The organism is Stenotrophomonas sp. BIGb0135 (genome assembly GCF_024810105.1).
Lineage (GTDB): Bacteria > Pseudomonadota > Gammaproteobacteria > Xanthomonadales > Xanthomonadaceae > Stenotrophomonas > Stenotrophomonas maltophilia_AB.
Window position 1 is genome coordinate 93,722 of record NZ_JANUDX010000011.1, and the last position, 25,487, is coordinate 119,208.

24 protein-coding genes are annotated in these 25,487 nt (G+C 69.4%); 18 read left to right on the top strand and 6 right to left on the bottom strand.

The features are described 5' to 3' along the window. Window positions 1–312 precede the first annotated feature (312 nt). Window positions 313–789 carry a YetF domain-containing protein gene (locus tag M2421_RS18250; protein ID WP_259209462.1) on the top strand — a complete coding sequence of 159 codons (477 nt, stop codon included), beginning with the start codon at window positions 313–315 and terminating at the stop codon, window positions 787–789. Window positions 790–939: 150 nt separating this feature from the next. Here M2421_RS18250 and hemF read toward each other — a convergent pair whose 3' ends face one another. The 5 genes from hemF to M2421_RS18275 form a co-directional block, all read right to left on the bottom strand. Next, window positions 940–1,836, bottom strand: a complete 897-nt coding sequence (gene hemF, locus M2421_RS18255; protein WP_259209464.1) for an oxygen-dependent coproporphyrinogen oxidase — start codon at window positions 1,834–1,836, stop codon at window positions 940–942. Between the two features lie 56 nt (window positions 1,837–1,892). Further along, the gene (locus M2421_RS18260; RefSeq protein WP_259209466.1) at window positions 1,893–3,425 is read right to left on the bottom strand and encodes a hypothetical protein; all 1,533 of its coding nucleotides are present in this window, start codon (window positions 3,423–3,425) and stop codon (window positions 1,893–1,895) included. Window positions 3,426–3,497: 72 nt separating this feature from the next. Continuing rightward, the gene (locus M2421_RS18265) at window positions 3,498–4,097 is read right to left on the bottom strand and encodes a hypothetical protein (protein ID WP_259209469.1); all 600 of its coding nucleotides are present in this window, start codon (window positions 4,095–4,097) and stop codon (window positions 3,498–3,500) included. 30 nt (window positions 4,098–4,127) lie between these two features. Next, window positions 4,128–4,547, bottom strand: coding sequence for an NUDIX domain-containing protein (locus tag M2421_RS18270; protein ID WP_259209471.1), 420 nt, complete (start codon window positions 4,545–4,547; stop codon window positions 4,128–4,130). Beyond that, on the bottom strand, window positions 4,544–6,910 hold the full coding sequence (locus M2421_RS18275; protein WP_259209474.1) for a S9 family peptidase: 2,367 nt from the start codon (window positions 6,908–6,910) through the stop codon (window positions 4,544–4,546). The genes M2421_RS18270 and M2421_RS18275 overlap by 4 nt, the downstream gene beginning before the upstream one ends. Window positions 6,911–7,463: 553 nt before the next feature. On the opposite strand from M2421_RS18275, the gene M2421_RS18280 reads away from it, so the two are divergent. Continuing rightward, window positions 7,464–8,861, top strand: coding sequence for a cytochrome ubiquinol oxidase subunit I (locus M2421_RS18280; protein ID WP_259209476.1), 1,398 nt, complete (start codon window positions 7,464–7,466; stop codon window positions 8,859–8,861). Between the two features lies 1 nt (window position 8,862). After that, entirely contained in the window at window positions 8,863–9,876 is a 1,014-nt protein-coding gene (gene cydB / locus M2421_RS18285) for a cytochrome d ubiquinol oxidase subunit II (RefSeq protein ID WP_259209477.1), read from the top strand. A 350-nt stretch (window positions 9,877–10,226) separates the two neighbouring features. Here cydB and M2421_RS18290 read toward each other — a convergent pair whose 3' ends face one another. Continuing rightward, window positions 10,227–11,252, bottom strand: a complete 1,026-nt coding sequence (locus M2421_RS18290; RefSeq protein WP_259209481.1) for a pteridine-dependent deoxygenase — start codon at window positions 11,250–11,252, stop codon at window positions 10,227–10,229. A gap of 231 nt (window positions 11,253–11,483) precedes the next feature. Here M2421_RS18290 and M2421_RS18295 point away from each other — a divergent pair, with 231 nt between their 5' ends. From M2421_RS18295 to M2421_RS18365, 15 genes are read left to right on the top strand one after another with little or no spacing between them, the layout of a single operon-like run. After that, window positions 11,484–12,218: a beta-ketoacyl synthase chain length factor gene (locus M2421_RS18295; RefSeq protein WP_259209483.1), complete on the top strand. Its 735-nt coding sequence runs from the start codon at window positions 11,484–11,486 to the stop codon at window positions 12,216–12,218. Then, entirely contained in the window at window positions 12,211–13,014 is an 804-nt protein-coding gene (locus M2421_RS18300; protein WP_259209486.1) for a lysophospholipid acyltransferase family protein, read from the top strand. The genes M2421_RS18295 and M2421_RS18300 overlap by 8 nt, the downstream gene beginning before the upstream one ends. Further along, the gene (locus M2421_RS18305) at window positions 13,001–13,261 is read left to right on the top strand and encodes a phosphopantetheine-binding protein (protein ID WP_228886160.1); all 261 of its coding nucleotides are present in this window, start codon (window positions 13,001–13,003) and stop codon (window positions 13,259–13,261) included. The genes M2421_RS18300 and M2421_RS18305 overlap by 14 nt, the downstream gene beginning before the upstream one ends. Window positions 13,262–13,280: 19 nt before the next feature. Then, the gene (locus M2421_RS18310; protein ID WP_038685533.1) at window positions 13,281–13,538 is read left to right on the top strand and encodes an acyl carrier protein; all 258 of its coding nucleotides are present in this window, start codon (window positions 13,281–13,283) and stop codon (window positions 13,536–13,538) included. Window positions 13,539–13,560: 22 nt separating this feature from the next. Beyond that, the gene (locus M2421_RS18315; protein WP_259209491.1) at window positions 13,561–14,112 is read left to right on the top strand and encodes a hypothetical protein; all 552 of its coding nucleotides are present in this window, start codon (window positions 13,561–13,563) and stop codon (window positions 14,110–14,112) included. Next, complete coding sequence (locus M2421_RS18320) at window positions 14,105–15,790, top strand: AMP-binding protein (RefSeq protein WP_259209494.1); 1,686 nt, start codon at window positions 14,105–14,107, stop codon at window positions 15,788–15,790. The genes M2421_RS18315 and M2421_RS18320 overlap by 8 nt, the downstream gene beginning before the upstream one ends. Beyond that, window positions 15,783–16,586 carry a glycosyltransferase family 2 protein gene (locus M2421_RS18325; protein ID WP_259209496.1) on the top strand — a complete coding sequence of 268 codons (804 nt, stop codon included), beginning with the start codon at window positions 15,783–15,785 and terminating at the stop codon, window positions 16,584–16,586. The genes M2421_RS18320 and M2421_RS18325 overlap by 8 nt, the downstream gene beginning before the upstream one ends. Beyond that, the gene (locus tag M2421_RS18330; RefSeq protein ID WP_259209499.1) at window positions 16,583–17,530 is read left to right on the top strand and encodes an acyltransferase; all 948 of its coding nucleotides are present in this window, start codon (window positions 16,583–16,585) and stop codon (window positions 17,528–17,530) included. The genes M2421_RS18325 and M2421_RS18330 overlap by 4 nt, the downstream gene beginning before the upstream one ends. After that, a complete protein-coding gene (locus M2421_RS18335) occupies window positions 17,520–19,067 on the top strand; it encodes an aromatic amino acid ammonia-lyase (protein ID WP_259209500.1) in 1,548 nt (515 codons plus the stop codon). Before M2421_RS18330 ends, M2421_RS18335 begins: the two co-directional genes overlap by 11 nt. Further along, window positions 19,054–19,476 (top strand): acyl-CoA thioesterase, encoded by a 423-nt coding sequence (locus M2421_RS18340; RefSeq protein WP_259209503.1) that lies wholly within the window; start codon window positions 19,054–19,056, stop codon window positions 19,474–19,476. Before M2421_RS18335 ends, M2421_RS18340 begins: the two co-directional genes overlap by 14 nt. Further along, window positions 19,473–20,102: an outer membrane lipoprotein carrier protein LolA gene (locus M2421_RS18345; RefSeq protein ID WP_259209504.1), complete on the top strand. Its 630-nt coding sequence runs from the start codon at window positions 19,473–19,475 to the stop codon at window positions 20,100–20,102. Before M2421_RS18340 ends, M2421_RS18345 begins: the two co-directional genes overlap by 4 nt. Next, entirely contained in the window at window positions 20,095–22,464 is a 2,370-nt protein-coding gene (locus M2421_RS18350) for a hypothetical protein (RefSeq protein WP_259209506.1), read from the top strand. The genes M2421_RS18345 and M2421_RS18350 overlap by 8 nt, the downstream gene beginning before the upstream one ends. Window positions 22,465–22,515: 51 nt before the next feature. Beyond that, a complete protein-coding gene (locus tag M2421_RS18355) occupies window positions 22,516–23,757 on the top strand; it encodes an NAD(P)/FAD-dependent oxidoreductase (protein WP_259209508.1) in 1,242 nt (413 codons plus the stop codon). Next, window positions 23,745–24,296, top strand: a complete 552-nt coding sequence (locus M2421_RS18360; RefSeq protein ID WP_259209510.1) for a DUF3261 domain-containing protein — start codon at window positions 23,745–23,747, stop codon at window positions 24,294–24,296. Before M2421_RS18355 ends, M2421_RS18360 begins: the two co-directional genes overlap by 13 nt. After that, entirely contained in the window at window positions 24,293–25,486 is a 1,194-nt protein-coding gene (locus M2421_RS18365) for a beta-ketoacyl-[acyl-carrier-protein] synthase family protein (protein WP_259209512.1), read from the top strand. Before M2421_RS18360 ends, M2421_RS18365 begins: the two co-directional genes overlap by 4 nt. The last annotated feature ends 1 nt before the right edge of the window (window position 25,487 follow it).

Genomic DNA, 25,487 nt, shown 5'->3' on the forward strand with positions numbered 1-25,487 from the left:
GATGAATGTTTCCCCTGTGGCGCTTTCATTAATTGGGCCCCTTCACGAAGTGTCAATGTTCGAGGTGCTTTTATAGACCTCGACAGGCGCAACGCCTGTTGTGGATCTCTCCCATCCCCTGGAGCAGATCTCGGAACGGGGGCTCCTCCCCAAGCGCCCGTTCCCCGGCCCCGCTGACCTCCCCCTGGTCGGCGGGGCTTTTTATTTGCGCCGTCGTAACCCCTGCGCGGCGCCCCGGATCAGAGCGCGCCGTGCCGATTGCCGTGGACCCTGCGGGCGGCCCATGCTGTGGGCTTGACCGGGGAGAGTCGCATGAGCGATCTGTTTGCATTGGCCATGCCATGGTGGGAATTCATCCTGCGCGCGGTGGTGGTGTACGTGCTGGTACTGGGCATGGTGCGGTTGTCGGGCAAGCGCGCGCTGGGCCAGATCACGCCCTTCGACGTGCTGTTGATCGTGCTGCTGGGCAACGCGGTGCAGAACGCCCTGCTGGGCAAGGACACCTCGTTGGGCGGTGGCCTGCTGCTGGCGGCCACGCTGATCCTGCTCAACTACGGCGTGGGCTGGCTGAGCACGCGCAGCCGGCGCGTGGAAACGCTGGTCGAAGGCGAGCCGGTGCTGATCGCGCGCGATGGCAAGGTGCTCGACTCGGTGCTCCGGCGCGAAATGGTGACCCAGTCCGACCTCGACGCCGCGCTGCGCCAGCAGGGCTGCCTGTCGATCGACGACGTCGCCCTGGCGGTGCTGGAAATCAACGGCCACATCACCATCGTGCCGAAGAAGGCGTAGATCCGCAGAAGGCATAGATCCACGCCGTGCGTGGATGCCATCGTTCGGGACCGCAGCCACCCACGGGGGGGTTCTACCCGCCGGGACAACCATCGACCGTATGCGCGTCCCCCATCGCTAACGCTACGGCCGCTGCGGTGCCGCGTTCGGTTACACCCAGTCGCGCGGCACCAGGTAATCGGCCAGGCGGGCCTCGTCGCTGCCGGCCTCCGGCTGGAAGCCATACTCCCAGCGCACCCGCGGCGGCAGGCTCATCAGGATGCTCTCGCTGCGCCCGCCGCTCTGCAGGCCGAACAGCGTGCCACGGTCGTAAACCAGGTTGAATTCCACGTAGCGGCCACGGCGGTACAACTGGAACTCGCGTTCGCGCTCGCCGTACGGGGTGTCCTTGCGCCGCGCCACGATCGGCAGGTACGCGTCCAGGAAACCCTCGCCGACCGCGCGCAGGTACGCGAAATTACGTTCGAAGTCGCCGTGCAGGTCGTCGAAGAACAGCCCGCCCACGCCGCGCGTCTCGTTGCGATGGCGCAGGAAGAAGTACTCGTCGCACCAGCGCTTGTGCTCGGCATACCGCTCCTGGCCAAACGGCGCGCAGAGGTCACGCGCCACGCCATGCCAGTGCTGCACGTCTTCGTCGAACGGGTAAAACGGGGTCAGGTCGAAACCGCCGCCGAACCACGAGGCCACTTCCACCCCGTCGCGCTCGGCACGGAAGTAGCGCACGTTGGCGTGCGTGGTGGGCAGGTAGGGATTGGCCGGGTGGAACACCAGCGAGACTCCGGTGGCACGCCACGAGGCCCCGGCCAGTTCCGGCCGGTTGGCCGATGCCGACGGCGGCAGGCGGGTGCCGGCCACGTCGGAGAAGCCGATCCCGGCCTGCTCGAACACCGCGCCATCGCGCAGGATGCGGGTGCGCCCACCACCGCCTTCGGCGCGCTGCCAGACATCCTCGGCAAAGCGGGCGCGGCCGTCGGCCGCCTCCACGGCCGCACAGATGCGGTCCTGCAGGTCGGTCAGATAACTGCGCACGCGCTCGAATTCATTCATGGCGCTACTTTACCGCAGGCCGCAGACGCGCACGGTTGGCGTGGCCGCCGCGGGCGTCACTCGCGGCGTGCAGCGTCTTCAGCGATCGCGCGCACCATCGCGCGAAGCGCCGGCCAGTCGCGCGTAGCGTCTACGTCACAGGCGGTATGGGCCACGCCGCCGGCGACGCAGATGGCCTTCAAGGCCGCCGGCACGGCCTCGTCACCGGTGTGTTCGAAGACCTCGGCAAGGCCCACGCAGCCTGCGCGCACGCCTGCGCTGCACAGCGCCGCGTAGTACGGCTGCGCGCCGCGCCAGTCGTCCGCGCGGACACGCGTGGTGGCGGCGATCCTGCAGCCCAGCAGCTGGCCGGCCTTGCAGCAGGCCTCCGCGCCGCCCGCGCGGTCCAGCGTGGGGCAGTCCAACGGCTGGACGATCTCCAGGAACGCCCGCGGTCCACTGCTGCAGGCGTCGGTGGCGCCGGGCCGGCGCGTGTAATGGGCAAAGCGGGTGCTGCCGTCCATGCCCACCAGGCTGCCGTCCTCGGTGGCCTGCAGCACGAAATCGTCGCCGATGTCGCGTCGCAGGTGGATCCGCTCGTCCTGCACGCTCGCGCGCAGGCGGGTGGCGTAGCCGATCACCTGCACCACGCCGTCGTCACCGAAGCGAAGGCCCGACGGCAAGCCGGTTTCGGCCTGGTAGGTGCCACAGGGCAGGGTGGTGGTGGGCTGCGGCGACAACGCCGCCACCGACAGTCCGAGCAACGGCGCGACCAGGCTGCAGGCCTGGGCCTGCGGCCGCTCGCTGCAGGCATGCTGCAGGGCCTGGCGTGCGTCCAGCAGCCGGCCGGCGTCCCACAGCGCCTGGGCCACGCTCTGGCAGAATTCCTCGCGCGGGTGCTGCCGGCACAGGTCCGCCAGCTCGACCAGCTGTGCAGCGGGCAGCGTGGCCTGCGGGGCGCGGCTCAGCCCGGTGAGCGCCTTGCCCATGATCTCGCCGGCCACCGTCTCAAGCAGGCGCATGCAGACCTCGGCATCGAAGACCTTGGCGGTCTCATCGCATTGCGCCGGTTTCTCGAAGGGCGGCGCCTGCTCCGGCGCGGCCTCGTTGGCCTGGCGCTCGTACAGCTCGATCAGGCGCTTGCAGGCCACCGGCACGTCCTCGCGACACCACTGCCGCAGCTGCGCGGGCTCGGCCTCCAGGAAGTCTTCCAGGCAGGCGACGGGATCGGCGCGACAGCTGCCCTCTTCAACCGCGTAGAAGGGCTTGCAGGCGGCGGCCGTGTCGCGCACGAAGTCGTGGTAACCGCCGGTCAGCGTGCGGTCGCCTTCGCCGAAGGACCAGTTTTCCATGTCTCCGGTGGCCAGGTTGACCATCCCCAGCACGTCTTCGCTGCGGGCCAGGCGCAGTTCCTCGGTGGGCGCATGGGGCGAGGTCAGGAAGCCATGCCCCTCGCTCTCGATGATGAGCACGGCATTGCCGTCGTCCCGGGTGTAGCTGCCGCAGGCCATCGACTGGGCGCCGGCGGGAAGGCTGGCAGCGGCCAGGACGAGGACGGCCAGGGCGCGCCAGCCGGCAAAACGGCGGCGCGAGAAAACAGCAGGAGTCACGACAGCATCCTTGAACGGAAAACGAGACGCGCCGGCCTCAGGCAGAGGCGCGGCCACGAACGCACGGGTGGCTCAGCGCTGGAACCACGCCGTCACGTCGGCGCGCAGCAGGCGCACCACCAGCCAGCCATGCAGGCCGGCGAAGGCGATCGACGAGGTGACCGTGGTCACCAGGAAGGTCATGCGCTGGATCAGCAGTTCGTTGCGCAGGTCGCGCATCTCCACGCCGGCTGTCTCGCTGCCCAGATAGTCCAGCAGGTGGCGGAAGCCGTCATCGAGCACCCAGCTGCAGGCGAAGTTGAACAGCGCGGTCACCACCAGCAGCACGATGAACAGCCACAGCGCCCAGCGCTGGCGGTACAGCATGCCCCAGCAGGCCACCACGCCGGCCACGGAGACCAGCAGCATGGCCACGCAGAAGGCCACCGCGTTGGCACCCAGCCAGCGCAGCGACGGCGCCAGCCAGGACAGGTCCTGGTCGTGCATGAGCTCCTGCAGCCAGCTCGCGCTGGACAGCGGTGCGGCGACCAGGGCGGCAGCCACCCAGCACACGGCCGAGACCACGCACAGGGCCAGCACCGACTTGGTCATCGGCGAGAGGAATTTCGGGGGTGCCAACGGATCGACCGCAGCGCGGGCGTTGGGCAGGGGCGGGGGAAGCAGCGATGACATCCGGTGTCCTGGTCGAGTCGGCGACAGGCGTCAGCCTGCCACCACCGCACGTGCGGCCGCGGGCAGGATATGGTCTTGGCTCAATGCTGCCAAGCGTCGTCCATGCGGCGGCTGCACCGGCACCCAGGCCAGTTCGGCGATTTCCGCGCGTGCCTGCGGCATGCCGTCGACCTGCACCAGCCACGCCTGGGCCCGCACCCGACGGCCTGTTTCGTGCACTGCCCAGGCCTCGAAGCGCCCCAGCGGCACGGCGCTGGCCGCCTCCAGCCGCACGCCCAGTTCCTCGTCCAGCTCGCGGGCCAGGGTCTGCAGCGGTGCTTCGCCCGGTTCGGGCTTGCCACCGGGCTGGATGAAGGTATCCGAGCCCTGCTTGCGCACCACCAGCACGCGGCCGGTGGCGTCGCGGATGACCGCGGCGACGATCTCGATCGGCGCCGCGGCCTGGCTCACTTCAGGTTCTCGTTGAACAGCTTGAGGATGCGCTTGTACTGGTCCAGCCACGAGTCCGGACGCACGTAGCCGTGGCGTTCCAGCGGGTAGGGCGCGATGGACCAGTTGTCCTTGTGCAGCTCGATCAGCTTCTGGGTGAGGTTGACCGAGTCCTGGAAGAACACGTTGTCATCCATCATCCCGTGCGCGATCAGCAGGTGGTCCTGCAGGCCCTCGGCGTACTCGATCGGCGAGGAGGTGCGGTAGGCCTCGGGGTCGATGTCCGGGGTGTTGAGGATGTTGGCGGTGTAGCCGTGGTTGTACTGGTGCCAGTCCACCACCGGGCGCAGCGCGGCGCCGGCCTTGAACGTGCCCGGCGAGCGGAACAGCGCCATGAAGGTCATGAAGCCGCCGTAGGAACCGCCGTAGATGCCGGCGTGGGCACGGTCGCCCTGCCGGGTGGCCACCAGCCAGTCCAGGCCGTCCTTGTAATCCTCCAGCTCCGGGTGGCTCATGTTGCGGTAGATCGCCGTGCGCCAGTCGCGGCCGTAGCCCTCGCTGCCGCGGTAATCCATGTCCAGCACGATGTAGCCCTGCTGGACCAGCAGGTTGTGGAACATCTGCTCGCGGAAGTAGGCCGGGTAGCGCTGGTGCACGTTCTGCAGGTAGCCGGCGCCGTGCACGAACATGGCGATCGGGTACTGCTTGCCCGGTTCAGGGGTTTCCGGGCCGTAATACTTGGCCCAGACCACGCCGGCGCCATGCTTGGACGGCACCTGCACCAGCTTGGGCTGGATCCACTCGCGGGCCTTGAAGGCGGCGGTACGGGTATCGGTGAGGATCCTGGCCTGGCCGCCGCCGGTGGGCACCACCGCCAGCTGCGCCGGCAGGTAGGCGCCGGAGTAGCGGACCAGCAGCTGCTGGCCATCCGGCGACAGCGAGAAGTCTTCCACGCCGTTGAGCGAGGTCAGCTCACGCACCTGCCTGCTGGCGTTGTCGACCGCGCACACTTCGTAGTCGCCCGGACTCTGCTGGTTGCACAGGAAGTAGAAACCGCGGCCGTCGGCGCTGGGCACCGGCATCGAGGTTTCCCACTTGCCGCCGGTCAGCGCCTGCGGCTTGGCCGTGCCCTGCTGGGTGTAAAGGTGCGAATAGCCCGATTCCTCCGACAGCAGCCACAGCGTGCGGTTGTCGTTGGACCAGCCGAAATCGTTGAAGCTCCAGTTGATCCAGGCCGCATCGGTGAGTCGGTGGCGGTTCTCCAGCCTGGCATTGGCCGGGCTGACGCTGGCGATCCAGCGGTCCTTGTTGTCGTTGGCGCGCAGCATGATCGCCGCCTGCTGGCCGTCGGCGCTCCAGCGGATCCCGGGCGCGCCAGGGCCGCCGAGCACTTCCACGGTGCGGTTGCCCTTCAGCGCGTCCTTGCCGGCGGCCTTGCGCAGCGACGCCAGCGGGTCGGTGGCGATGCCCGGCAGGCCGTCCAGCGACAGCGGCTTGACCGTGCCGCTCACCGCATCCACCAGCCACAGCGCGTGCGGCTCGGGGTCATTGCGGCCGACACGGGTGCGGGTGTCCTCGAATTCTTCGTAACCGGATTCGGTCACGTACTTGGGCATCTTGCCGCCGCGGCCTTCATCGAAGCTCTTGGGCTTGGTGACCACGATCAGGCTGCGGGTATCCGGGGACAGCACGCTGTCGACGATCTCCACCTCGGCGCCCAGGTACACCGGGCCCGGCGCACGGGTGCCGTCGGCGCGGCGCCAGCTGGCTTCCTGCGCCTTGAGCGCCTCGCGCTGGGCGCGGTCGTTGCGCAGGGTGGCCAGGGTGCGCAGCTGCTGGTCGCGCAGTACGTCGGCCTTGGGCGCGTCATCGGGGTTCTTCTCGGCCTTCAGGCTGGCCACCTGCTGCACGCCAGCGTTGGCAGTCCAGTGGAACCAGTTCTGGCCAGTGCGCCAGATCACCCCGCCGTCGCGGGCGAAATTGACGGCGCTGGATTTCTCCGAGCTGCGGGTCAGCTGGGTCAGCGCGCCGCTGCGCAGGTCGCGCACGAACACATCGCCATTGCGGACGAACACCGCACGCTGGCGCGCGCTGTCGTAGACCGGACTGTCCACGTCGAGGGTGCCGCGCTGGTCATCGGCCACCTGCGCGGCCACGCCGCCGCTGAGCGGCTGGCGGAAGGTGTCACGGACCGGGCTGCCGGTGCGCTTGAGCTGGTACTCGACCTGCTGGCTGTTCCAGGACCACCAGGCGCTCTCGACCGGCGGACCGATCCAGTCCGGGTCGGCCATGGCCTGCTCGATGGTGATCGGCGTCGGCGCCGCGTGGGCAGTACCGCCGAGGGCGGCGAGCAGCAGCAGGGACAAGGGCAGCGTTCTGGGCATTGCGGGCGGCACCGTAGTAGAAAACCCTGCAAGCGTAGCAGCCGCAAGGGCCGCGGGAAGGGGCCACAGGTCATGGGCGTGCGCTGGTGATCTGCGAGAGGCAAACGCGGCAGTCGGTGGGTCGGGCGCCGGGACCCCCTACCCTTTTCGGCGACGCCCCCGGTGTCGGCCTGCGGCCGCCCCCTCCTCCTTTATTTCGCCTCCAAGGGTAGGGGGCCCCAGCGCCCGACCCACCGACAGGCCCCGCAAAGCCCGGCGTCCACTTGCTTACCGCAAGCCGAGCCCCGTAGCGGCCGGTAGGCTCCTGGGCAAAATAAAGGAGGAGGCCGCTACGCGGCCGGGGGACACCGCACCAGGGGCCTACCGGCCACTGCGGGGCCCTCACGCTCGCGGTAACCCTGGGCGAAGGGCCTTGCCCTCTGAATCACCCGCCAACCCAAGACCGGGCTCCCCCTGCGACAAAGTGAAGCAGCGCGTCACCGGGTCGCATGTGCCTTTCACGGATACCGGCCCAGACTGGTGCGGATTTCCAGAAACCCGTCGGAGGCGTCACGTGGACGCGTTGTTGTTGTCGCGGATCCAGTTCGGGTTCGTCATCAGTTTCCATGTGCTGTTCCCGGCCTTCACCATCGGTACCGCCAGTTGGCTGGCATTCGTGGAGTCGCGCTGGCTGCGCACCGGCAACCCCGTCTGGCGCGAGCTGTATTTCTTCTGGCAGAAGATCTTCGCGGTGTCCTTCGGCATGGGCGTGGTCAGCGGCATCGTCATGGCCTTCCAGTTCGGTACCAACTGGCCGCGGCTGAGCGAAGTGGCCGGCAGCGTGATCGGCCCGCTGCTCACCTATGAAGTGCTCACCGCGTTCTTCCTGGAAGCCAGCTTCCTCGGCGTGATGATGTTCGGTTGGGGCAAGGTGTCGCCGCGCCTGCACTTCCTGTCCACCTGCATGGTGGCGCTGGGCACGCTGTTTTCCACGTTCTGGATCCTGTCGTCCAACAGCTGGCTGCATACCCCGGCCGGCTACGCGATGATCGACGGCATCGTGCACCCGCAGGACTGGTGGCAGGTGGTGTTCAACCCCTCCTTCCCGTACCGCCTGGCGCACATGGCGCTGGGCTCGTTCATCACCACCTGCTTTGTGATCGGCGGCGTCGGCGCGTGGTACCTGCGCAAGGGCATCCACGTGGAAGCCGGGCGCACCATGCTGCTGGCGGCCGTCGCGTTCGCGGCGCTGACCGTCCCGGTGCAGATCTTCGTCGGCGACATGCACGGGTTGAACACGCTCAAGCACCAGCCGATGAAGATCGCCGCGGTGGAAGCGCACTGGCATGCGGAAGGCGAGGGCGAGGGCGTGCCGCTGGTGGTGTTCGCGCTGCCCAACGAAAAGGCCGAGCGCAACGACTATGAAATCGCGATCCCGCGGCTGGGCAGCCTGATCCTCACCCATTCGCTGGAGGGCACCTTCGACCCGCTGACCTCCGTGCCGGCCAGCGAGCGGCCGCCGGTGGTGCCGGTGTTCTTCGCCTTCCGCATCATGGTCGGGCTGGGCACGCTGATGCTGCTGCTGGCCTGGGTGTCGGCGTTCCAGTGGTGGCGCGGCAAGCTGCTGCAGTCGCGCTGGCTGGTGCGCGGCTGGAACTGGATGCTCCCCAGCGGCTTCATCGCGCTGATATCCGGCTGGTTCGTTACCGAGATGGGGCGGCAGCCGTGGGTGGTCTATGGCGTGCTGCGCACCGCCGACGCGGTCGGCCCGCAGAGTGCGTGGATGACCGCGCTGTCGCTGGGCGTGTACGTGGTCGGTTACGCGTTCGTATTCGGCTGGGGCATCTGGTACCTGGTCAAGATCATCCGCACCGGGCCCAAACCGCATGCGCCGGCACCGGCCCTGGAAGCCGGCAGCCATACCCCGGCGCGGCCGCTGTCCGGTGCCGACGAACCGCTGGAGGAGCGCTGAGATGGAGATGACAACCTGGCTGCCGGTGGCATGGTTTGCGGTGATCGGCTTCGGCGTGCTGATGTACGTGGTGCTGGATGGGTTCGTGCTGGGCATCGGCATCCTCGCGCCGATGGCCGAGGACGAGGAACAGCTGGACATCATGATGAACACCGCCGCGCCGATCTGGGACGGCAACGAGACCTGGCTGGTACTGGGCGGCGCGGGCCTGATGGCGGCGTTTCCCAAGGCGTATGCGGCGTTGCTGTCGGCGCTGTACCTGCCGGTACTGCTGCTGGTGGTGGCGCTGGTGTTCCGCGGCGTGGCGTTCGAGTTCCGGTTCAAGGCGCACCGCTCGCGGCGGTTGTGGAGCGTGGCCTTCGGGCTGGGCTCGCTGCTGGCCGCGTTCGCACAGGGCGTGATCCTGGGCGCGCTGGTGCAGGGCCTGCAGGTGGTGGATGGCCGGTACGTGGGCGGGGCGTTCAGCTGGTTCAGCCCGTTCTCGATGCTGACCGGCGCGGCGGTGGTGTTCGGCTACGCGCTGCTGGGCAGCACCTGGCTGATCCTGAAGACCGAGGGCCGCGAGCAGACGTTCGCGCGCACGTTGACCCGGCCGCTGGTGGTGGCGGTGATCGTGTTCATGGGCCTGGTGAGCACCTGGTTGCCGTTCCTGGATTCGAGGCTGATGGCGCGCTGGTTCAGCGACGGCAACTTCTGGTGGCTGTCGCCGGTGCCGTTGCTGACCCTGGGCGTGGCGGTGGCGTTGTGGCGCAGCGCGATGCACCCCAGGCGCGACCTGCCGCCGTTCCTGCTGACCCTGGCCTTGTTCATCCTGGGCTTCATCGGGTTGGTGCTGGGCATGTGGCCGTACCTGCTGCCGCCGAGCATGACCCTGTGGCAGGCGGCCGCGCCGGCGTCGTCGCTGGGCTTCAGCCTGGTCGGGCTGGTGGTGTTGCTGCCGGTGATCCTGGGCTATACGGCCTGGTCCTACCGGGTGTTCCGCGGCAAGGTGCGGGCGGACGCGGGGTATCACTGAGGGGCGGGTGCTGGCCGTGGAAGGGGTCCAGAGCAGCCGACCAACGGTCGGCTCTACCCGGGGCGGGGGCCGTGTTTGAGACATGCAGCCGACCAACGGTCGGCTCTACCTGGGGTGGGCTCCCTTGTTTGAGACATGCAGCCGACCAACGGTCGGCTCTACCCGGGGCGGGGGCCGTGTTTGAGACATGCAGCCGACCAACGGTCGGCTCTACCGGGCGGGGCCGGGTTTGAGACATGCAGCCGACCAACGGTCGGCTCTACCGGGCGGGGCCGTGTTTGAGGCAGCCGACCGACGGTCGGCTCTACGGTTGGCCGGTGCGTGCCGGGCAGGACGCGTTCGGGCGCGGCTCAGCCGTGCAGGCCTTCGATCTCGACCAGCAGTTCGGCGCGGCAGACCTCGGCGTGCAGGACCACGAAGGCCGGGGCGCCCGGCAGGGCGGCCATCTGCGCGGCCACCGCCGGCATGTCCCCGGCCCGGCGCACATAGACTTTCAGCACCGAATCGGCGCTCAGCGTCGGTGACAACGTCGGCCGTTGCCGGCGGGCTGCGTCCACCAGACTCTGCAGATTGGTCAGCGTCTCGCGCAACTGCTCGTCCACCGCACCGGTGTGCTGCGACACATGGCCCACGATCGCCGCCGTCCCCGACTGCAGCAAGGGCAACCCCGTCGCCTCCGGTGCCAGCAGCGCCCGCGAGAAACTCGGCGACTGCGGCCCGTACTGGCGCGGGTAGCGGAAGGCGCTGACCTGGCGCGGGTTCTCCAGCGGCAGCCCGGCCTCGCGCGCGGCCAGCCAGTACACCTGTAGCCGTCGGTCACCGTCGAAACGCCCGATGCACGTCGCCGCGGGCAGCGCGGCCTCGTCCAGTTCGCGCAGCCCGCGCACCCGGCCCACGCAGAAACGGCGGTAGCGCTCCTGGTCGCCGTCGCCCTCGGTCACCGCATCCAGGTAGTTCCACGTCCGCAGCAGGTGCGGAAATCCGCAACTGGCCAGGAAGCTGCTCATCCTCGCGTAGGCATCCGCCGCGGCCGACTCGATATCGCCGTCGACCTCCGCGATCTCCAGCACCCCGAACAGCACCGCCTCGTTGTGCGACCACCGGACCCCGTCGGTCACCCCGCAGCGCACCGGCGTCGGCGAACGCCATACCTCCACCTGCGCCGCACCGTGCTCGGCCAGCGGCACCTGCAGCCAGCGCGGGTCCCCGTCCAGCCGCGCATCGCGGTCACCGAAGCCGAACACCGCCAGGGTGCACGGGTCGGCCAACGCCGCCTCGCGCCGCGCGGCAGGCCGGTAGGCGATGCTGAACAGCGCGGCTGCGGTGGGAGGGGAGGCCAGCGCCGGGGTCGATGCGTGCGGGAGGGTGCTGCTCATTTCAGATTGTGAATGCTGCCAGTGCCAAGGGTGTCATGATAGCGTGCGCTCCTTTTTACGGCGGTGCGCTGCGATGTCCCAGCCGCGCCACCGGGATCATCGCGTCGCCTCGCGCCTGCTGCCCACTGCACACACGGGGAAGTGTCTGCGGGTCGGGCAGGCTCCGTCCAAGGCCCCGGCGCGCCCCCTTCAAGCACTGCGCCCCGGGTGCCCATCAACATGTTGGCGTGAATGATCGAGTTTTCAGTGGTGGATTGGTCGGCCTGGGCACCGGGCCTGGCGTCGAAGCAGGACTGGCAGGCATGGGCGCAGGCCCCCGCGTTGCCGCACGGCGAGGACACCCCTGCGCTGTCCGAAGTGCCGGCCATGCAGCGGCGCCGGATCGAGCGCCTGGGCCGCATGGCCATCCAGGCGGCCTGCTGGTGCGAACAGCCCGATGACGACGGCCAGGTCCCGCTGGTGTTCGCCTCACGGCACGGCGACGTGGCCCGCTCGATGGAGTTGCTGGACAGCCTGCGCACCGACAACAGCATGTCCCCGACCGCGTTCGGCCTGTCCGTGCACAACGCGGTGGCCGCGCTGTACTCCATCGCCCGCAGCCACCGCGGCAACTATCTGGCCCTGGCCGCCGGCCGCGCCACGGTCGAGGCCGCCTGCATCGAGGCTTATGGCCTGTTGGCCGACGGTGCCGAGGAAGTCCGCGTGGTGATCTACGAATCGCCGCTGCCCCCGGTGTACGCCGGCTTTGCCGACGAGCCCGACCCTTATTACGCCTGGTGCTGGCGGCTGGCCCGGGCCGACCGCCCCGGCATCCGGCTGTCGCTGGGCTGGGGCGCGGCCACCGCCGACAGCCCGGCGGCCGCGCTGCCGCACGGGCTGGATGCCATGCGCTTCCTGCTGGCCGGCGACAGTCGCCTGCAGATGGCCGCCGACGGCCAACAATGGACCTGGCAGCGCCATGGCTGAGCGCTGGCCGGCCCGTCTGAACCATGCCTGGCGGGTGTTCGGCACCGGCCTGAGCTTTGCCGTGTTCGGACTCGGCGGCCTGCTGCTGGGCGGCCTGCTGTTCCCGCTGCTGTTCCTGGTGCGTCACCCGGCCAGGCGCCGCAGCCTCGCCCGGCGCCTGGTGCAATTCAGCTTCGCCAGCCATGTCGGGCTGATGCGCCGGCTGGGGGTGATGACCTATGAGATCCGTGGCGCCGAGCGCCTGCAGCGCAACGGCCTGCTGATCCTGGCCAACCATCCCACCCTGATCGACGTGGTCCTGCTGATCGCCCAGCTGCCCAATGCCGACTGTGTGGTCAAGCAGGCCGTGGCCTGCAACCCGTTCATGCGTGGCCCGGTGCGCGCGGCTGGCTATGTCTCCAACGACGACGGGGCAGGGCTGATCGACGACTGCATCGCCGCGGTGCAGGCCGGCGGCAACCTGGTCATCTTCCCCGAGGGCACCCGGACCGTGCCCGGCCAGCCACTGCGCCTGCAGCGCGGGGCGGCCAACATCGCCGTGCGCGGGCGGCTGGACATAACCCCGGTCAGGATCACCTGCACCCCGCCTACCCTGACCAAGGGCCAGAAATGGTATCGTGTGCCATCACGGCGTTTTCACGTTCAGCTGGAAGTCGGGGAAGATCTCCCGATCGCCCCCTTCCTGGCAGTAGCCGGTGACACGCCCAGGGGGGATGCCTTGGCGGCGCGGCGCGTGACCGATCATCTTGCCCATTACTTTGACTTCGCTGGAGAACCGAGCCGTGCAGGCACTTGAGCACGAGATCAAGGAATTGATCATTTCATCGCTTTCACTGGAAGACATCACTCCCGAAGACATCGATCCTGCGGCCCCTCTGTTCGTGGAGGGACTGGGCCTGGATTCGATCGACGCGCTTGAACTTGGTTTGGCCCTGCAGAAAAAGTACGGTGTCAGCCTGTCCGCGGATTCGGAAGAGACCCGTCGCCATTTCTCCAGCGTGCGTGCCCTGAGCGAGTTTGTCGCCGCACGCCAGCCGTCGTAACGGCGCGTCAGGATTTGCCATGACCAAGAACGAACTTTTCGATCGCATCGTCAAGATCCTCAAGGACAGCTTTGAGATCGAGCCGGCGCGCATCACGCCCCAAGCCCGCCTGTACGACGACCTGGACATCGACAGCATCGACGCGGTCGACCTGATCGTGCAGCTCAAGCCGCTGCTCGGTCGCAACCTGCAGCCGGAGGCATTCAAGGCAGTGCGTACCGTGCAGGACATCGTCGACGTGGTGCACGGGCTGCTGCCCGGTCAAGCAGCCGCCTGACGGCTGCCGCAGGACACTGACCATGGTCCGGGTGCGCGTCGCGGCGTTTGCGTTGCTGTCGCTGGCATACCCGCTGGTGGTGTACCTGTCGCTGGGCCGCTTCGAGCCGCGCTGGCTGTCGCTGCTGCTGTTCAGCCTGGCTGCGCTGCGCGCGCTCACCACCCGTCAGCCGGTGTGGTGGGTGGCTGCGCTGGGCACCGGGGTGCTGGCGCTGGTGGCCACCGCGTTCAACCAGGCGCTGCCGCTGAAGCTGTACCCGGCGCTGGTCAATGCGGTGATGCTGGTGATCTTCGCCACCAGCCTGCGCTTCCCGCCCAGCGCGGTGGAACGCCTGGCGCGCCTGAGCGAGCCGGACCTGCCGCCGTTCGCGGTGGTCTATACCCGCCGTGTCACCTGGGTGTGGTGCGGCTTCTTTGTCTTCAACGGGGGTCTGGCCCTGATCACGGCGCTGTGGGCGTCCAATCAGGTCTGGGCGCTGTACAACGGATTGTTGGCGTACGTGATGATGGGTGCTCTGTTTGGTGGGGAATGGCTGGTGCGGCGACGGGTCAAGGCGGCGCACGCGCATGGCTGAATGGATCGCACTGGATCGCCTGGCCGTGTCCGCGCTGCCGGGCCGGATCGTGGGCCACGCGCCGGACGGGGTGGTCGACCACCCGCGTTTCAGACAGCAGGTGCTGTGCTGGCAGCAGGCGTTCGCGCGCGCGCCCGGCAGCGACTGGGCGCTGTACTTCGATGACACGCTGGTGTTCGCCGCCGCCCTGCTGGGGGCCTGGCATGCCGGCAAGCGGGTCTTCCTCGGCGGCGACAACCTGCCGGCCACGCTGGACGGGCTGAGCCCGCGGGTGGCCGGGTTCGCCGGTGACGTGCCGGCCCGCTACGCACCGCTGCCCCCTGATCGCGAAGCGCTGGCCGATGTACCGCTGCTGCCGCTGGACGAAGACCGGCTGGAGCTGGTGGTGTTCACCTCCGGCAGCACCGGCGCGCCGAGCGCGATCGTCAAGCGCATGCACCAGCTGACCCGGGAGGTGGATGCGCTGCAGGCCGCCTTCGGCGAGCAGCTGGAGGGTGCGCAGGTGCATGGCACCGTCTCCCACCAGCACATCTATGGCTTGCTGTTCCGCGTGCTGTGGCCGCTGGCGGCCGGGCGCGCGATCCAGCCGCGGCGCTTCTTCCACGAAGACCTGGTCAGCGCGTTGGCGCAGGGGCCGTCGGTGCTGGTGGCCACGCCGGCCCACCTCAAGCGCCTGCCCGGGCAGCTGGACTGGTCTTCGCTGCGGGGCCGCCTGCGCGCGGTGTTCTCCTCCGGCGGGCCGTTGCCGGAAGAGGCCGCGCTGCAGGCCGGCGCACTGCTGGGGGTGGCGCCGACCGAAGTGTTCGGCAGCAGCGAGACCGGCGGCATCGCCTGGCGCCGCTGGAGTGCCGAGCAGCCGCAGTGGCACCCGCTGCCCGGCGTGGCCTGGCGGATCGAGGGCGGCTGCCTGTCGGTGTCCTCGCCGCACCTGCAGGACCGTGCCTGGTGGCAGACCCAGGACAGGGTCGAAGCCGATGCCGGGCGCAGCTTCCGCCTGCTCGGCCGGGCCGACCGCATCGTCAAGATCGAAGAGCGCCGGGTCTCGCTGGACGCGCTGGAACACCAGCTGCGCACCCACCCGGACGTGCAGGACGTGCGAGTGCTGGTGCTGCCGGGCGCGCGCGAGCAGCTGGCCGCCGTGGTCGTGCCGCAGCCGGCCGGGGTGGCCGGCTGGGATGACGCGCAGCGCCGCCGCCAGGCACAGGCGCTCGGCGCGCACCTGGCCAGCAGCCATGATGCCGTGACCCGCCCGCGGCGCTGGCGCTTCGTCGACGAACTGCCGATCAATGCTCAGGGCAAGGTGACCGCCGCGGCGCTGGCGGCATTGTTCCGGCCGGTGTTGCCGACGGTGCAGTGGCAGCAGCGCGAGGCCGACGCGGCGGTGCTCCACCTGCCGCTGGAGGCGGACCTGATCGCCTTCGACGGGCACTTCCCGCAGGCGAAGATCCTGCCCGGGGTGGTCCAGCTGGATTGGGCGATCCACTATGCACGCCAGGTGTTCCGCATGCCGCCGCGCTTCGAGCGGATGGATGCGCTGAAGTTCCAGCATGTGGCGCGCCCGGGCGACTGCCTGCAGCTCAGCCTGGGCTGGGATGCCGCCAAATCGGTGCTGACCTTCCGCTACGTGTCCGACCATGGCGTGCATGCCAGTGGCCGTGTGGTGTTCGGCGATGCATGAAACGCCGTCCCGTGCGATGCCGGCGGCGCCCTTCGCCCCGCTGGTGGTGATCCCGGTGTACGACCACGAACACGCCATCGGCGCGGTGGTGCGCGGCGTACTCGCCAGCGGGCTGCCCTGCCTGCTGGTGGATGACGGCTCCCACCCGGGCTGCGCGCGGGTGCTGGATGCCCTCGCCACGGCGCATGCGCCGCAGGTGGCGCTGCTGCGCCTGCCGCACAACCAGGGCAAGGGCGGGGCGATGCTGGCCGGGTTCGCCGAGGCCGCGCGGCGCGGGCACAGCCACGTGCTGCAGATCGATGCCGATGGCCAGCACGATCCGGGCGATATCCCGCGCTTCGTCGCGCTGGCCCGACAGCACCCGGACGCGGTGATCTGCGGTATCCCCGCCTACGATGCCAGCGTGCCCAAGGCACGCCTGTATGGCCGCTATGCCACCCACATCTGGGTGTGGATCAACACGCTGTCGCTGCACATCCGCGACTCGATGTGCGGCTTCCGGCTGTATCCGCTGGCGCCGGTGACGCGGCTGGTGGGCGAGGAAACCATCGGCCGGCGCATGGACTTCGACAGCGAGATCCTGGTGCGGCTGTTCTGGCGCGACGTGCCGGTGATCAGCCTGCCGACCAGGGTCACGTATCCCAGCGATGGCGTGTCGCACTTCGATGTGTGGCGCGACAACGTGCGCATCAGCCGCATGCATACCCGCCTGTTCTTCGGCATGCTGCCCCGCGCGCCACGGTTGCTGTGGCGCCGCCTGCGCGGCGCCGCGCCGGTGGGAGCGCCACCGGCATGACCGCGCCGGCACCGGCCACCGCCCCGCATTGGGCCGACCTGGGCGAGACCACCTCGGCCGCCGGGGTGCTGTTCCTGTGCTGGGTGCACCGCTGGTTCGGGCGCTGGCCGTTCCGCCTGTGCGTGTACCCGGTGGTGGTGTGCCACTGGCTTGGCAACCGCGTGGCACGGCAGTCCTCGCAGCAGTACCTGCGCCGGCTGCAGGCGCATACCGGCGTGCTCGGCCACGTGCCGGGGCGCTGGACCAGCCTGAAACACTTCGCGCTGTTCGCCGACACCCTGCTGGACAAGCTGCTCGGCCTGGGCGGCCGCTATCCGCCCAGCCATATCCGCCTGCAGCGCGACCTGATGCTGGAGAAGATCGCGCGCCGCGAGGGCGGGTTGATCCTCACCGCGCACATCGGCTGCCTGGAACTGTGCCAGGTGCTGGCCGAACAGGTGCCCGGCTTCCGCATCACCGTGCTGGTGCATACCGCGCACGCACAGCGCTTCAATCGGCTGATGCAGCGGCTGGACCCGCTGGCCTCGGTCGAACTGATGCAGGTCACCGACATGGGCCCGGCCACGGCGGTGGAGCTGCAGCACCGCGTGGCCGACGGCGGCTTCGTGGCCATCGTCGGCGACCGCGTGCCGCTGCGCGGCGGGCGCACCGTGCCGGCCCCGTTCCTCGGCCATGTCGCGCAGTTTCCGATCGGCGCCTACGTGCTGGCGTCCGCGCTGGCCTGCCCGGTCTACACGATGGCCTGCCTGCACGAAGGCGACGGCTACCGCGTGCGCTTCGAGCACTTCAGCGACCGCATCGTGCTGCCGCGCGGCTCGCGCGATGCCGCGCTGACCGCGCAGGCCGAACAATTCGCCCGGTGGCTGGAAGTTCAGGTCACCCAGGCACCCTTGGACTGGTTCAATTTCTTCCCCTTCTGGGATCAGGCATCTCATGGCAAGTAATCCCCCCGACATCCGCTTCGGCGATGCGCCGCTGACCATCGAAGACGTGGTCGCGCTCTCGCAGCGCCAGGCCCAGGCCGTGGTCAGCGACGATCCGGCCTTCCAGGCACGCATCCAGAAGGCGGCCGATTTCCTCGACCGCCTGCTGCGCGAAGACGGCGTCATCTATGGGGTGACCACCGGCTACGGCGACTCGTGCACGGTCAACATCCCGCCGGCGCTGGTCGCCGAGCTGCCGCACCACCTGTTCACCTACCATGGCTGCGGCCTGGGCCGTTTCCTGGACGAGAACGAGACGCGCGCGGTGATCGCCGCGCGGCTGGCCTCGCTGGTGCGCGGCATGTCCGGGGTGAGCCATCCGCTACTGCAGGGCCTGGCCACGCTGCTGCGCCACGACGTGCTGCCGCTGATCCCGGCCGAAGGCTCGGTCGGCGCCAGTGGCGACCTCACCCCGCTGTCCTACGTGGCCGCGGTGCTGTGCGGCGAGCGCGAGGTGATGTACCAGGGCGCGCGCCGCCCGGCCGCCGAGGTCCTGGCCGAGATCGGCATGACCCCGCTGCGGCTGCGCCCCAAGGAAGGCCTGGCGATCATGAACGGCACCGCGGTGATGACCGCGCTGGCCTGCCTGGCGTACGACCGCGCCGATTACCTGACCCGGCTGGCCACGCGCCTGACCGCGTTCAACGTGCTGGCCAGCGACGGCAACGCGCACCATTTCGATGAGATGCTGTTTGCCGCCAAGCCGCACCCGGGCCAGATGCAGATCGCCGCGCGGCTGCGCCAGGACCTGCACAGCGACCGTCCGCCGCGCAACGAACAGCGCCTGCAGGACCGCTACTCGCTGCGCTGCGCCCCGCACGTGATCGGCGTGGTGCAGGACGCGTTGCCGTTCTTCCGCCAGCTGATCGAAACCGAGCTCAACAGCGCCAACGACAACCCGCTGATCGACGCCGACGGCGAGCGCATCCTGCACGGCGGGCATTTCTACGGTGGCCACATCGCCTTTGCGATGGATGCGCTGAAGAACGCCATCGCCAACCTGGCCGATCTGCTCGACCGGCAGATGGCGCTGGTGGTGGACGCACGCTACAACCATGGCCTGCCGGCCAACCTGTCCGGCGCCAGCGGCCCGCGCGCGGCGATCAACCATGGCCTGAAGGCGCTGCAGATCAGCGTGTCGGCGTGGACCGCCGAGGCACTCAAGCAGACCATGCCGGCCTCGGTGTTTTCGCGGTCCACCGAATGCCACAACCAGGACAAGGTCAGCATGGGCACCATCGCCGCGCGCGACTGCCTGCGCGTGATCGAGCTGACCGAGCAGGTGGTTGCCGCGCTGCTGATCACCGCCCGCCAGGGCGTGGCGCTGCGCCAGCGGGTGGGTATGAACGCCACCCTGCATGGCGAACTGGATGCGATGTACCAGGACCTGTGCGCACGTATCGCGCTGGTCGATGAAGACCGTGCCCTGGATCGCGAACTGCGGGCGCTGCTCGAGGACATCCGTGGCCAGCGCTGGAGCCTGTATGACCAGGCCTGACCTCAGTGGGGAGGTGGCGCTGTCGCCCACCTTCCATGACTGCGACCCGATGCACGTCGTGTGGCACGGCAACTACTTCAAGTACTTCGAGATCGCGCGCTGCGCCTTGTTGCAGCGCTACGACTACGACTACCCGCAGATGCGCGAGTCCGGCTACCTCTGGCCGGTGGTGGATGCGCGGGTGAAGTACATCCGGCCATTGCTGTACGGGCAGGCGCTGCGCGTGCGCGCGACCATCACCGAATGGGAAAACCGGCTGAAGATCGCCTACGAGATCCTCGATGCCGACAGCGGCGCGGTGCTGACCCGCGCCCACACCATCCAGGTGGCCGTGGACGCGGTCACCAACGAAATGCTGTACCTGTGCCCGTCCGTGCTGTGGGACCGTCTGGGAGTTGAAGTGCAATGAACGCTCTGCTGCGCACGCTGGTCGTGCTGTTGTCGTTGCTGGTGGCCGTGCCCGCGTTGGCCGCGCCGGCGGTCGCCGATGTCGATCTGGTCAAGCAGCGCGTGGCCAAGGTCGGCGTGCTGCGCGGTGAATTCACCCAGGAGAAGCAGGTGGCCGGCTTCAAGAACCCGCTGCGCTCGCAGGGCAGCTTCGTGCTGGCCCAGGACCACGGCGTGATCTGGACCACGCTCAAGCCGTTCCCGTCCGAAGTGGTGGTGACCCGTGACCGCATCCTCAGCCGCCAGCGCGACGGCAGCAGCCGGGTCGAACTGGACGGCCGCCAGCAGCCGGCGATGCGGTCGGTCAACGCGATCATGTTCGCGCTGATGAGCGGCGATGCGCAGGCGCTGTCGGCGCAGTTCACGGTCAAGGTGGAGGCGTTGCCCAACAACGGCTGGACGATGCAGCTGAGCCCGCGCTCGGCGATGCTGGCCAAGGTGTTCACCGGGCTGGCGCTGAGTGGCGACCGCTACGTGCGCGAGGTGCAGATCACCGAAGCCAACCAGGACGTCACCCGCATCCACTTCGCCGGCATGCGCGAGACCCCGGCGCAGCTGAGCGCGGACGAGGGACGCAAGTTTGAATGAGTCCCTGCACGCGGGGCAGGGCAACGCCCTGTCCCCGAACGGACGGCTGCAGCGCGTGTGGCGCTGGCTGGCCATCCTCTGGCTGCTGGTGCTGATCGGCCTGGGCGCGCAGCAATGGCACCTGTGGAAAAGCCAGTCGCGGATCGACACCGACATCCTGGCGCTGTTGCCGCAGGATGCGCACGACCGCCTGCTGTCCGATGTCACCCGGCGCATCGCCGATGCCAATGCGCGCCAGATCGTGGTGCTGCTGGGCAGTGCCGACGCGGCGCGGACCAAGGCGGCCGAGCAGGCCTTCCGCCGCGCGCTGCGTGACAGCGCCGAAGGCAAGGCGCTGCTGGTGGACAGTGGTTCGATCGAAGGCTGGTTCGAGCAGGCGCGTGCGTTCTATGCACCGTACCGCGACCGCCTGCTGACCAGCGACCAGCGCCAGCGCCTGCAGGCCGAGCCGGTCGATGGCCTGGCCGCGTCGGCACTGGCCGCGCTGTATGGCCCGATGGGCGCGCCGCGGCTGACCGAATGGCGGCAGGACCCGCTGTCGCTGTGGCCGCAGTGGTGGCAGGAGCGCGCGCTGGGGTCCGGGCTGCGCGTGGGCGATGACGGCCTGCTCGAGGCCGAGGGCAAGCATTGGTCGATCGTGCAGTACGACACGGTCGGCTCGGCGTTCCAGCTCGACGGCGAGCGCCATATCGATGTGCTGCTCGATGCGGCCACCGCCGCCGCGGCCAAACAGGCGCCGGGGCTGGAGGTGCTGCGCGCCGGCGTGCCGCTGCATGCCGAAGCCGCGGCGGTGCAGGCCAATCGCGAGATCAACACGATCGGCTGGGGCTCGCTGGCCGCGGTGCTGCTGCTGGTCTGGCTGGCGTTCCGTTCGTTGCGCCCGATCCTGCTGGTGGCGGCCTCGCTGCTGATCGGCTGCGGCGTGGCGCTGGCGGTGACGGTGCTGGTGTTCGGCAAGGTGCATGTGCTCACGCTGGTGTTCGGTGCCTCGCTGGTCGGCGTGGCCGAGGACTACGGCATCCACTGGTTCGCTTCGCGCCAGGCCGAGCCGGCCGACCGCCGCTGGCGCTTGCTGCGGCACCTGCTGCCCGGCCTGTGGCTGGCCCTGCTGACCAGCGCACTGGCCTACCTGGCGCTGGGCCTGGCACCGTTCCCCGGCCTGCGCCAGATGGCGCTGTTCTCGGTGGTCGGGCTGGCCGCCGCGTTCCTGACGGTGATCTTCTGGTTCCCGTGGCTGGACGGCGGCGAGATCCGCAGCACGCGGTTCGCGCGCTGGCTGGGGGGCACCCTGGAGCGCTGGCCCCGCCTGCAGGGCCGCCGTACCGTCCTGTTCCTGGGCGTGGCGGCGGTGTTCTCGGCAGTCGGCATCGCCCGCCTCGGCAGCAACGACGACCTGCGCAGCCTGCAGTCCTCGCCCAAGACCCTGATCGACCAGCAGATCCGCATCAGCCAGATGCTGGGCATGCCCAGCCCCGCGCAGTTCTACCTGGTGCAGGGCGATGACGCCGAGCAGGTACTGCAGCGCGAAGAGGCGCTGATAGAACGCCTGCGCGTGCTGTCCACCAAAAAGCAGATCGGCGGCTATCGCGCGATCAGCGACTGGTTGCCCTCCCGCCAGCGCCAGCACGCCGATGCCGCGCTCACCGCCCGGGTCGAGCCGCAGGTGCTCGGCAAGGTGGGCGAGGCGGTCGGCGAACCGCTGGCACGCCCGGACTACGCGGCCAGCGACCTGGACGCCGATGCGTTCCTGGCCTCGCCGGCGGCGATGCCGTTCCGGCACCTGTGGCTGGGCAAGGTGGGCGGCGGCCTGGCGTCGGTGGTGATGGTCGATGACCTGTCGCGTGCCGATGCCCTCACCCTGCTTGAAGCGCAGGCCCAGGGCATCCCGGGCGTGCGCTGGGTCGATCGCACCGCCGACTTCTCCAAGCTGCTCAAGCATTACCGCAAGCTGATGAGCGGGCTGCTGCTGGTTGGCATCGTGCTGGTGTTCGCGGTGCTGTACTGGCGCTACCGCGCGCAAGCCTGGCGCGTGTTCGCCCCGACCCTGGTGGCCGGCGCCCTCACCCTGGCCCTGCTCGGCCTGTTCGGCCAGCCGCTGCAGTTGTTCAACGTGCTGGCGCTGATGCTGCTGCTGGGCATGGGCATCGACTACGGCATCTTCCTGATCGAGCACCGCGGCGATGCCAGCGCATGGCTGGCGGTGTGCGTGGGCGCGGCCAGCACCTGGCTGTCGTTTGGCCTGCTCGGCCTGTCGGCCACGCCGGCGCTGCGCGCCTTCGGCCTGACCCTGTTGTTCGGCATCGGCCTGGTCTGGATCATCTCGCCGTTGTTCCGCCCACCGCCGCACGACGCACCGCACTGAGCGACGCGTCCGCCTTTTCCTCTCCCACGTTTTCTGATCAAGGATGTATCGATGAACCCGCAAGTCGAACGCACGGAAATCCTGGTGATCGGCGCCGGCCCCGCCGGCTCGGTCGCCGCGGCGATGCTGCGCAAGCAGGGCCGCCAGGTGCTGATGCTGGAGCGCCAGCAGTTCCCGCGGTTCTCCATTGGTGAGAGCCTGCTGCCGCAGAGCATGGAGTACATCGAAGCGGCCGGGCTGCTGCAGGACGTGGTCCAGGCCGGGTTCCAGTACAAGAACGGCGCGGCCTTCGTGCGTGGCGAGGCCAGCACCGAGTTCGACTTCCGCGACAAGTTCTCGCCGGGCTGGGGCACCACCTACCAGGTGCAGCGCGCCGACTTCGACGACGTGCTGGCGCGCGGTGCCGAGCGCATGGGCACCACCCTGCGCTTCGGCGACGAAGTGCTGTCGGTGCAGCCGGGCCGCCCCGCACGGGTGCAGGTGCGCCGCCCCGATGGCAGCGAGTACACCATCGAGGCCGGCTTCATCCTGGACGCCAGCGGCTTTGCACGCCTGCTGCCGCGACTGTTGGACCTGGAATCGCCGTCCAACTTCCCGGTGCGTGGGGCGATCTTCTGCCACGTGCGCGACCACATCCCGGCCGGCGCCGGTTTCGATCGCAACAAGATCCTGATCACCACCCATCCCGAACACGTGGACGTGTGGTACTGGACGATCCCGTTCTCCAACGGCTGCTGCTCGCTGGGCGTGGTCGCCGAGCCGAGTTTCTTCGAGAAATACCCGGGCAGCGACCTGGAGAAGCTGCAGGCCATCGTCGGCGAGGATCCCAACCTGACCCGCCTGCTCAAGAACGCCGAGTGGGCCGTGCTGCCGGTGCGCACCATCACCGGCTACTCGGCCAACGTCAGCTCGCTGTGGGGCGAGGGCTACGCGCTGCTCGGCAACGCCGGCGAGTTCCTCGACCCGGTGTTCTCCTCCGGCGTCACCATCGCCTTCAAGTCGGCGCAGCTGGCCAGCGAGTGCCTGGCGCGCGAACACGCCGGCGAAACCGTGGATTGGGAGCAGGACTTCTCCATTCCGCTGCGCGCCGGGGTGAAGACCTTCCGCCGCTTCGTCGAGGCCTGGTATGCCGGTGGCTTCCAGAAAATCATCTACCACCCCGCCCAGCAGCCCGACGTGCGCCGCATGATCTCCTCGATCCTGGCCGGCTATGCGTGGGACACCAATAATCCGTACGTGGCCGATGCGACCGGTCGCCGCCTGCGGGTGCTGGAGGAACTGTGCACCGTCTGATCGTCTCCCTGCTGCTGTGCCTGCTGCTGGCCGCCTGTGCCAGCACGCGCATGCCCGCGCCCCTGGTGCAGCTGCCGACCCTGCGGTTGCCACCGTCGGCGCTGCCGCAGCCGTTGCAGCTGCAGCAGCGCCTGCAGTTCCGCTTCGGCAGCCACGAGCGCGAGCTGGATGCATTGCTCGAAGCCGACGGCAGCGAGGTGCGGCTGGCGGTGCAGGCCATGGGCCAGACCGGCGTGCGCATGGTCTGGGACGGCGCCACCCTGCAGCAGACGCGCGCGCCCTGGCTGCCGCCGCAGGTGCGCGGCGAGCGCGTGCTGGATGACCTGCAGTTCGCGCTGTGGCCCGTGGCGGCGATCCGTGCCGCGCTGCCCGCCGGGTGGACCCTGGTCGAGACGGGCGGGCAGCGCCGCCTCGAGCAGGACGGCAAGGCCTGGCTCCTGCTGGAGCCGCTGCCCGATGGCCGGGTGCGCCTGCGCAACCTGGCCGAGGGCTATGAACTGGTGATCGAATCGTTGGACATGGAACAGGCACCGCCGTGAGCAGTAGCAGCAGCGCGATCTATCTGAATGACCTGGGCGTGGTCTGCGCGCTCGGCGGTGACCGCGTGCAGGTGCGCGACGGCCTGTTCGCCGGGCAGCCCGGCGGCCTGCGCGACAACGACCAGCTGATCGCTGGCCGCCGCCTGGCGCTGGGCGAGGTGGGCACCCCGCTGCCGGACCTGTCCGCGTTGCCGGTGGCCTTGCGCGGTCGCAACAACGCGCTGCTGGAGGCGGCACTGGTACAGATCCGCCCGGCGGTGGATGCGGCGATCGCGCGGCACGGCGCCGACCGCGTCGCGGTGATCATCGGGACCAGCACGTCGGGCATCGGCGAATCGGAGAACGCGCTGCGCCAGCATCGCGACACGGGCCAGTGGCCGGTCGATTTCGATTACGCGCAGCAGGAAATGGGCACCTCCGCGCGCTTCGTGCGCGAGCGTATCGGCAGCAACGGCCCGGCGTGGACGATCTCCACCGCCTGTTCCTCCAGCGCCAAGGCGTTGATGACGGCCGCCCGCCTGCTGCGCGCCGGCCTGGTCGATGCCGTCGTGGCTGGCGGCGCCGATTCGCTGTGCCGCTTCACCGTGGCCGGGTTCAGCGCGTTGGAGTCGGTTTCGGCGGCGCGCTGCAATCCATTCTCGGCCAACCGCAACGGCATCAACATCGGCGAAGGTGCCGCGCTGTTCCTGATGACCACCACGCCCGGCCCGGTGCGGCTGTCCGGATGGGGCGAGTCGTCCGACGCCCACCATATGTCCGCGCCGGATCCGCAGGCGCGCGGTGCGATCGACGCCATGCAGCAGGCGCTGGACCGCGCCGGGCTGGCGGCCGCGCAGGTGGATTACGTGAACCTGCACGGCACCGCCACCGGCCACAACGACGCCATGGAAAGCCAGGCGGTTGCGGCGGTGCTGGGCACCGCGGTGCCGGCCAGCTCGACCAAGCCACTGACCGGGCACACGCTGGGCGCGTCGGGGGCGATCGAGGCCGCGCTGTGCTGGATGGTGCTGGCCGACAACCCCGACCAGCAGCTGCCCACGCACTGGTGGGACGGGCAGGGCGATGCCGCATTGCCGGCATTGGCCCTGGTCGCGCCGGGCACGCGCGCGGCGCACCCGCCGCAGCACGTCCTCAGCCATTCGTTCGCCTTCGGCGGCAGCAATGCCGTGCTGGCGCTGTCCCGGGAGTGAG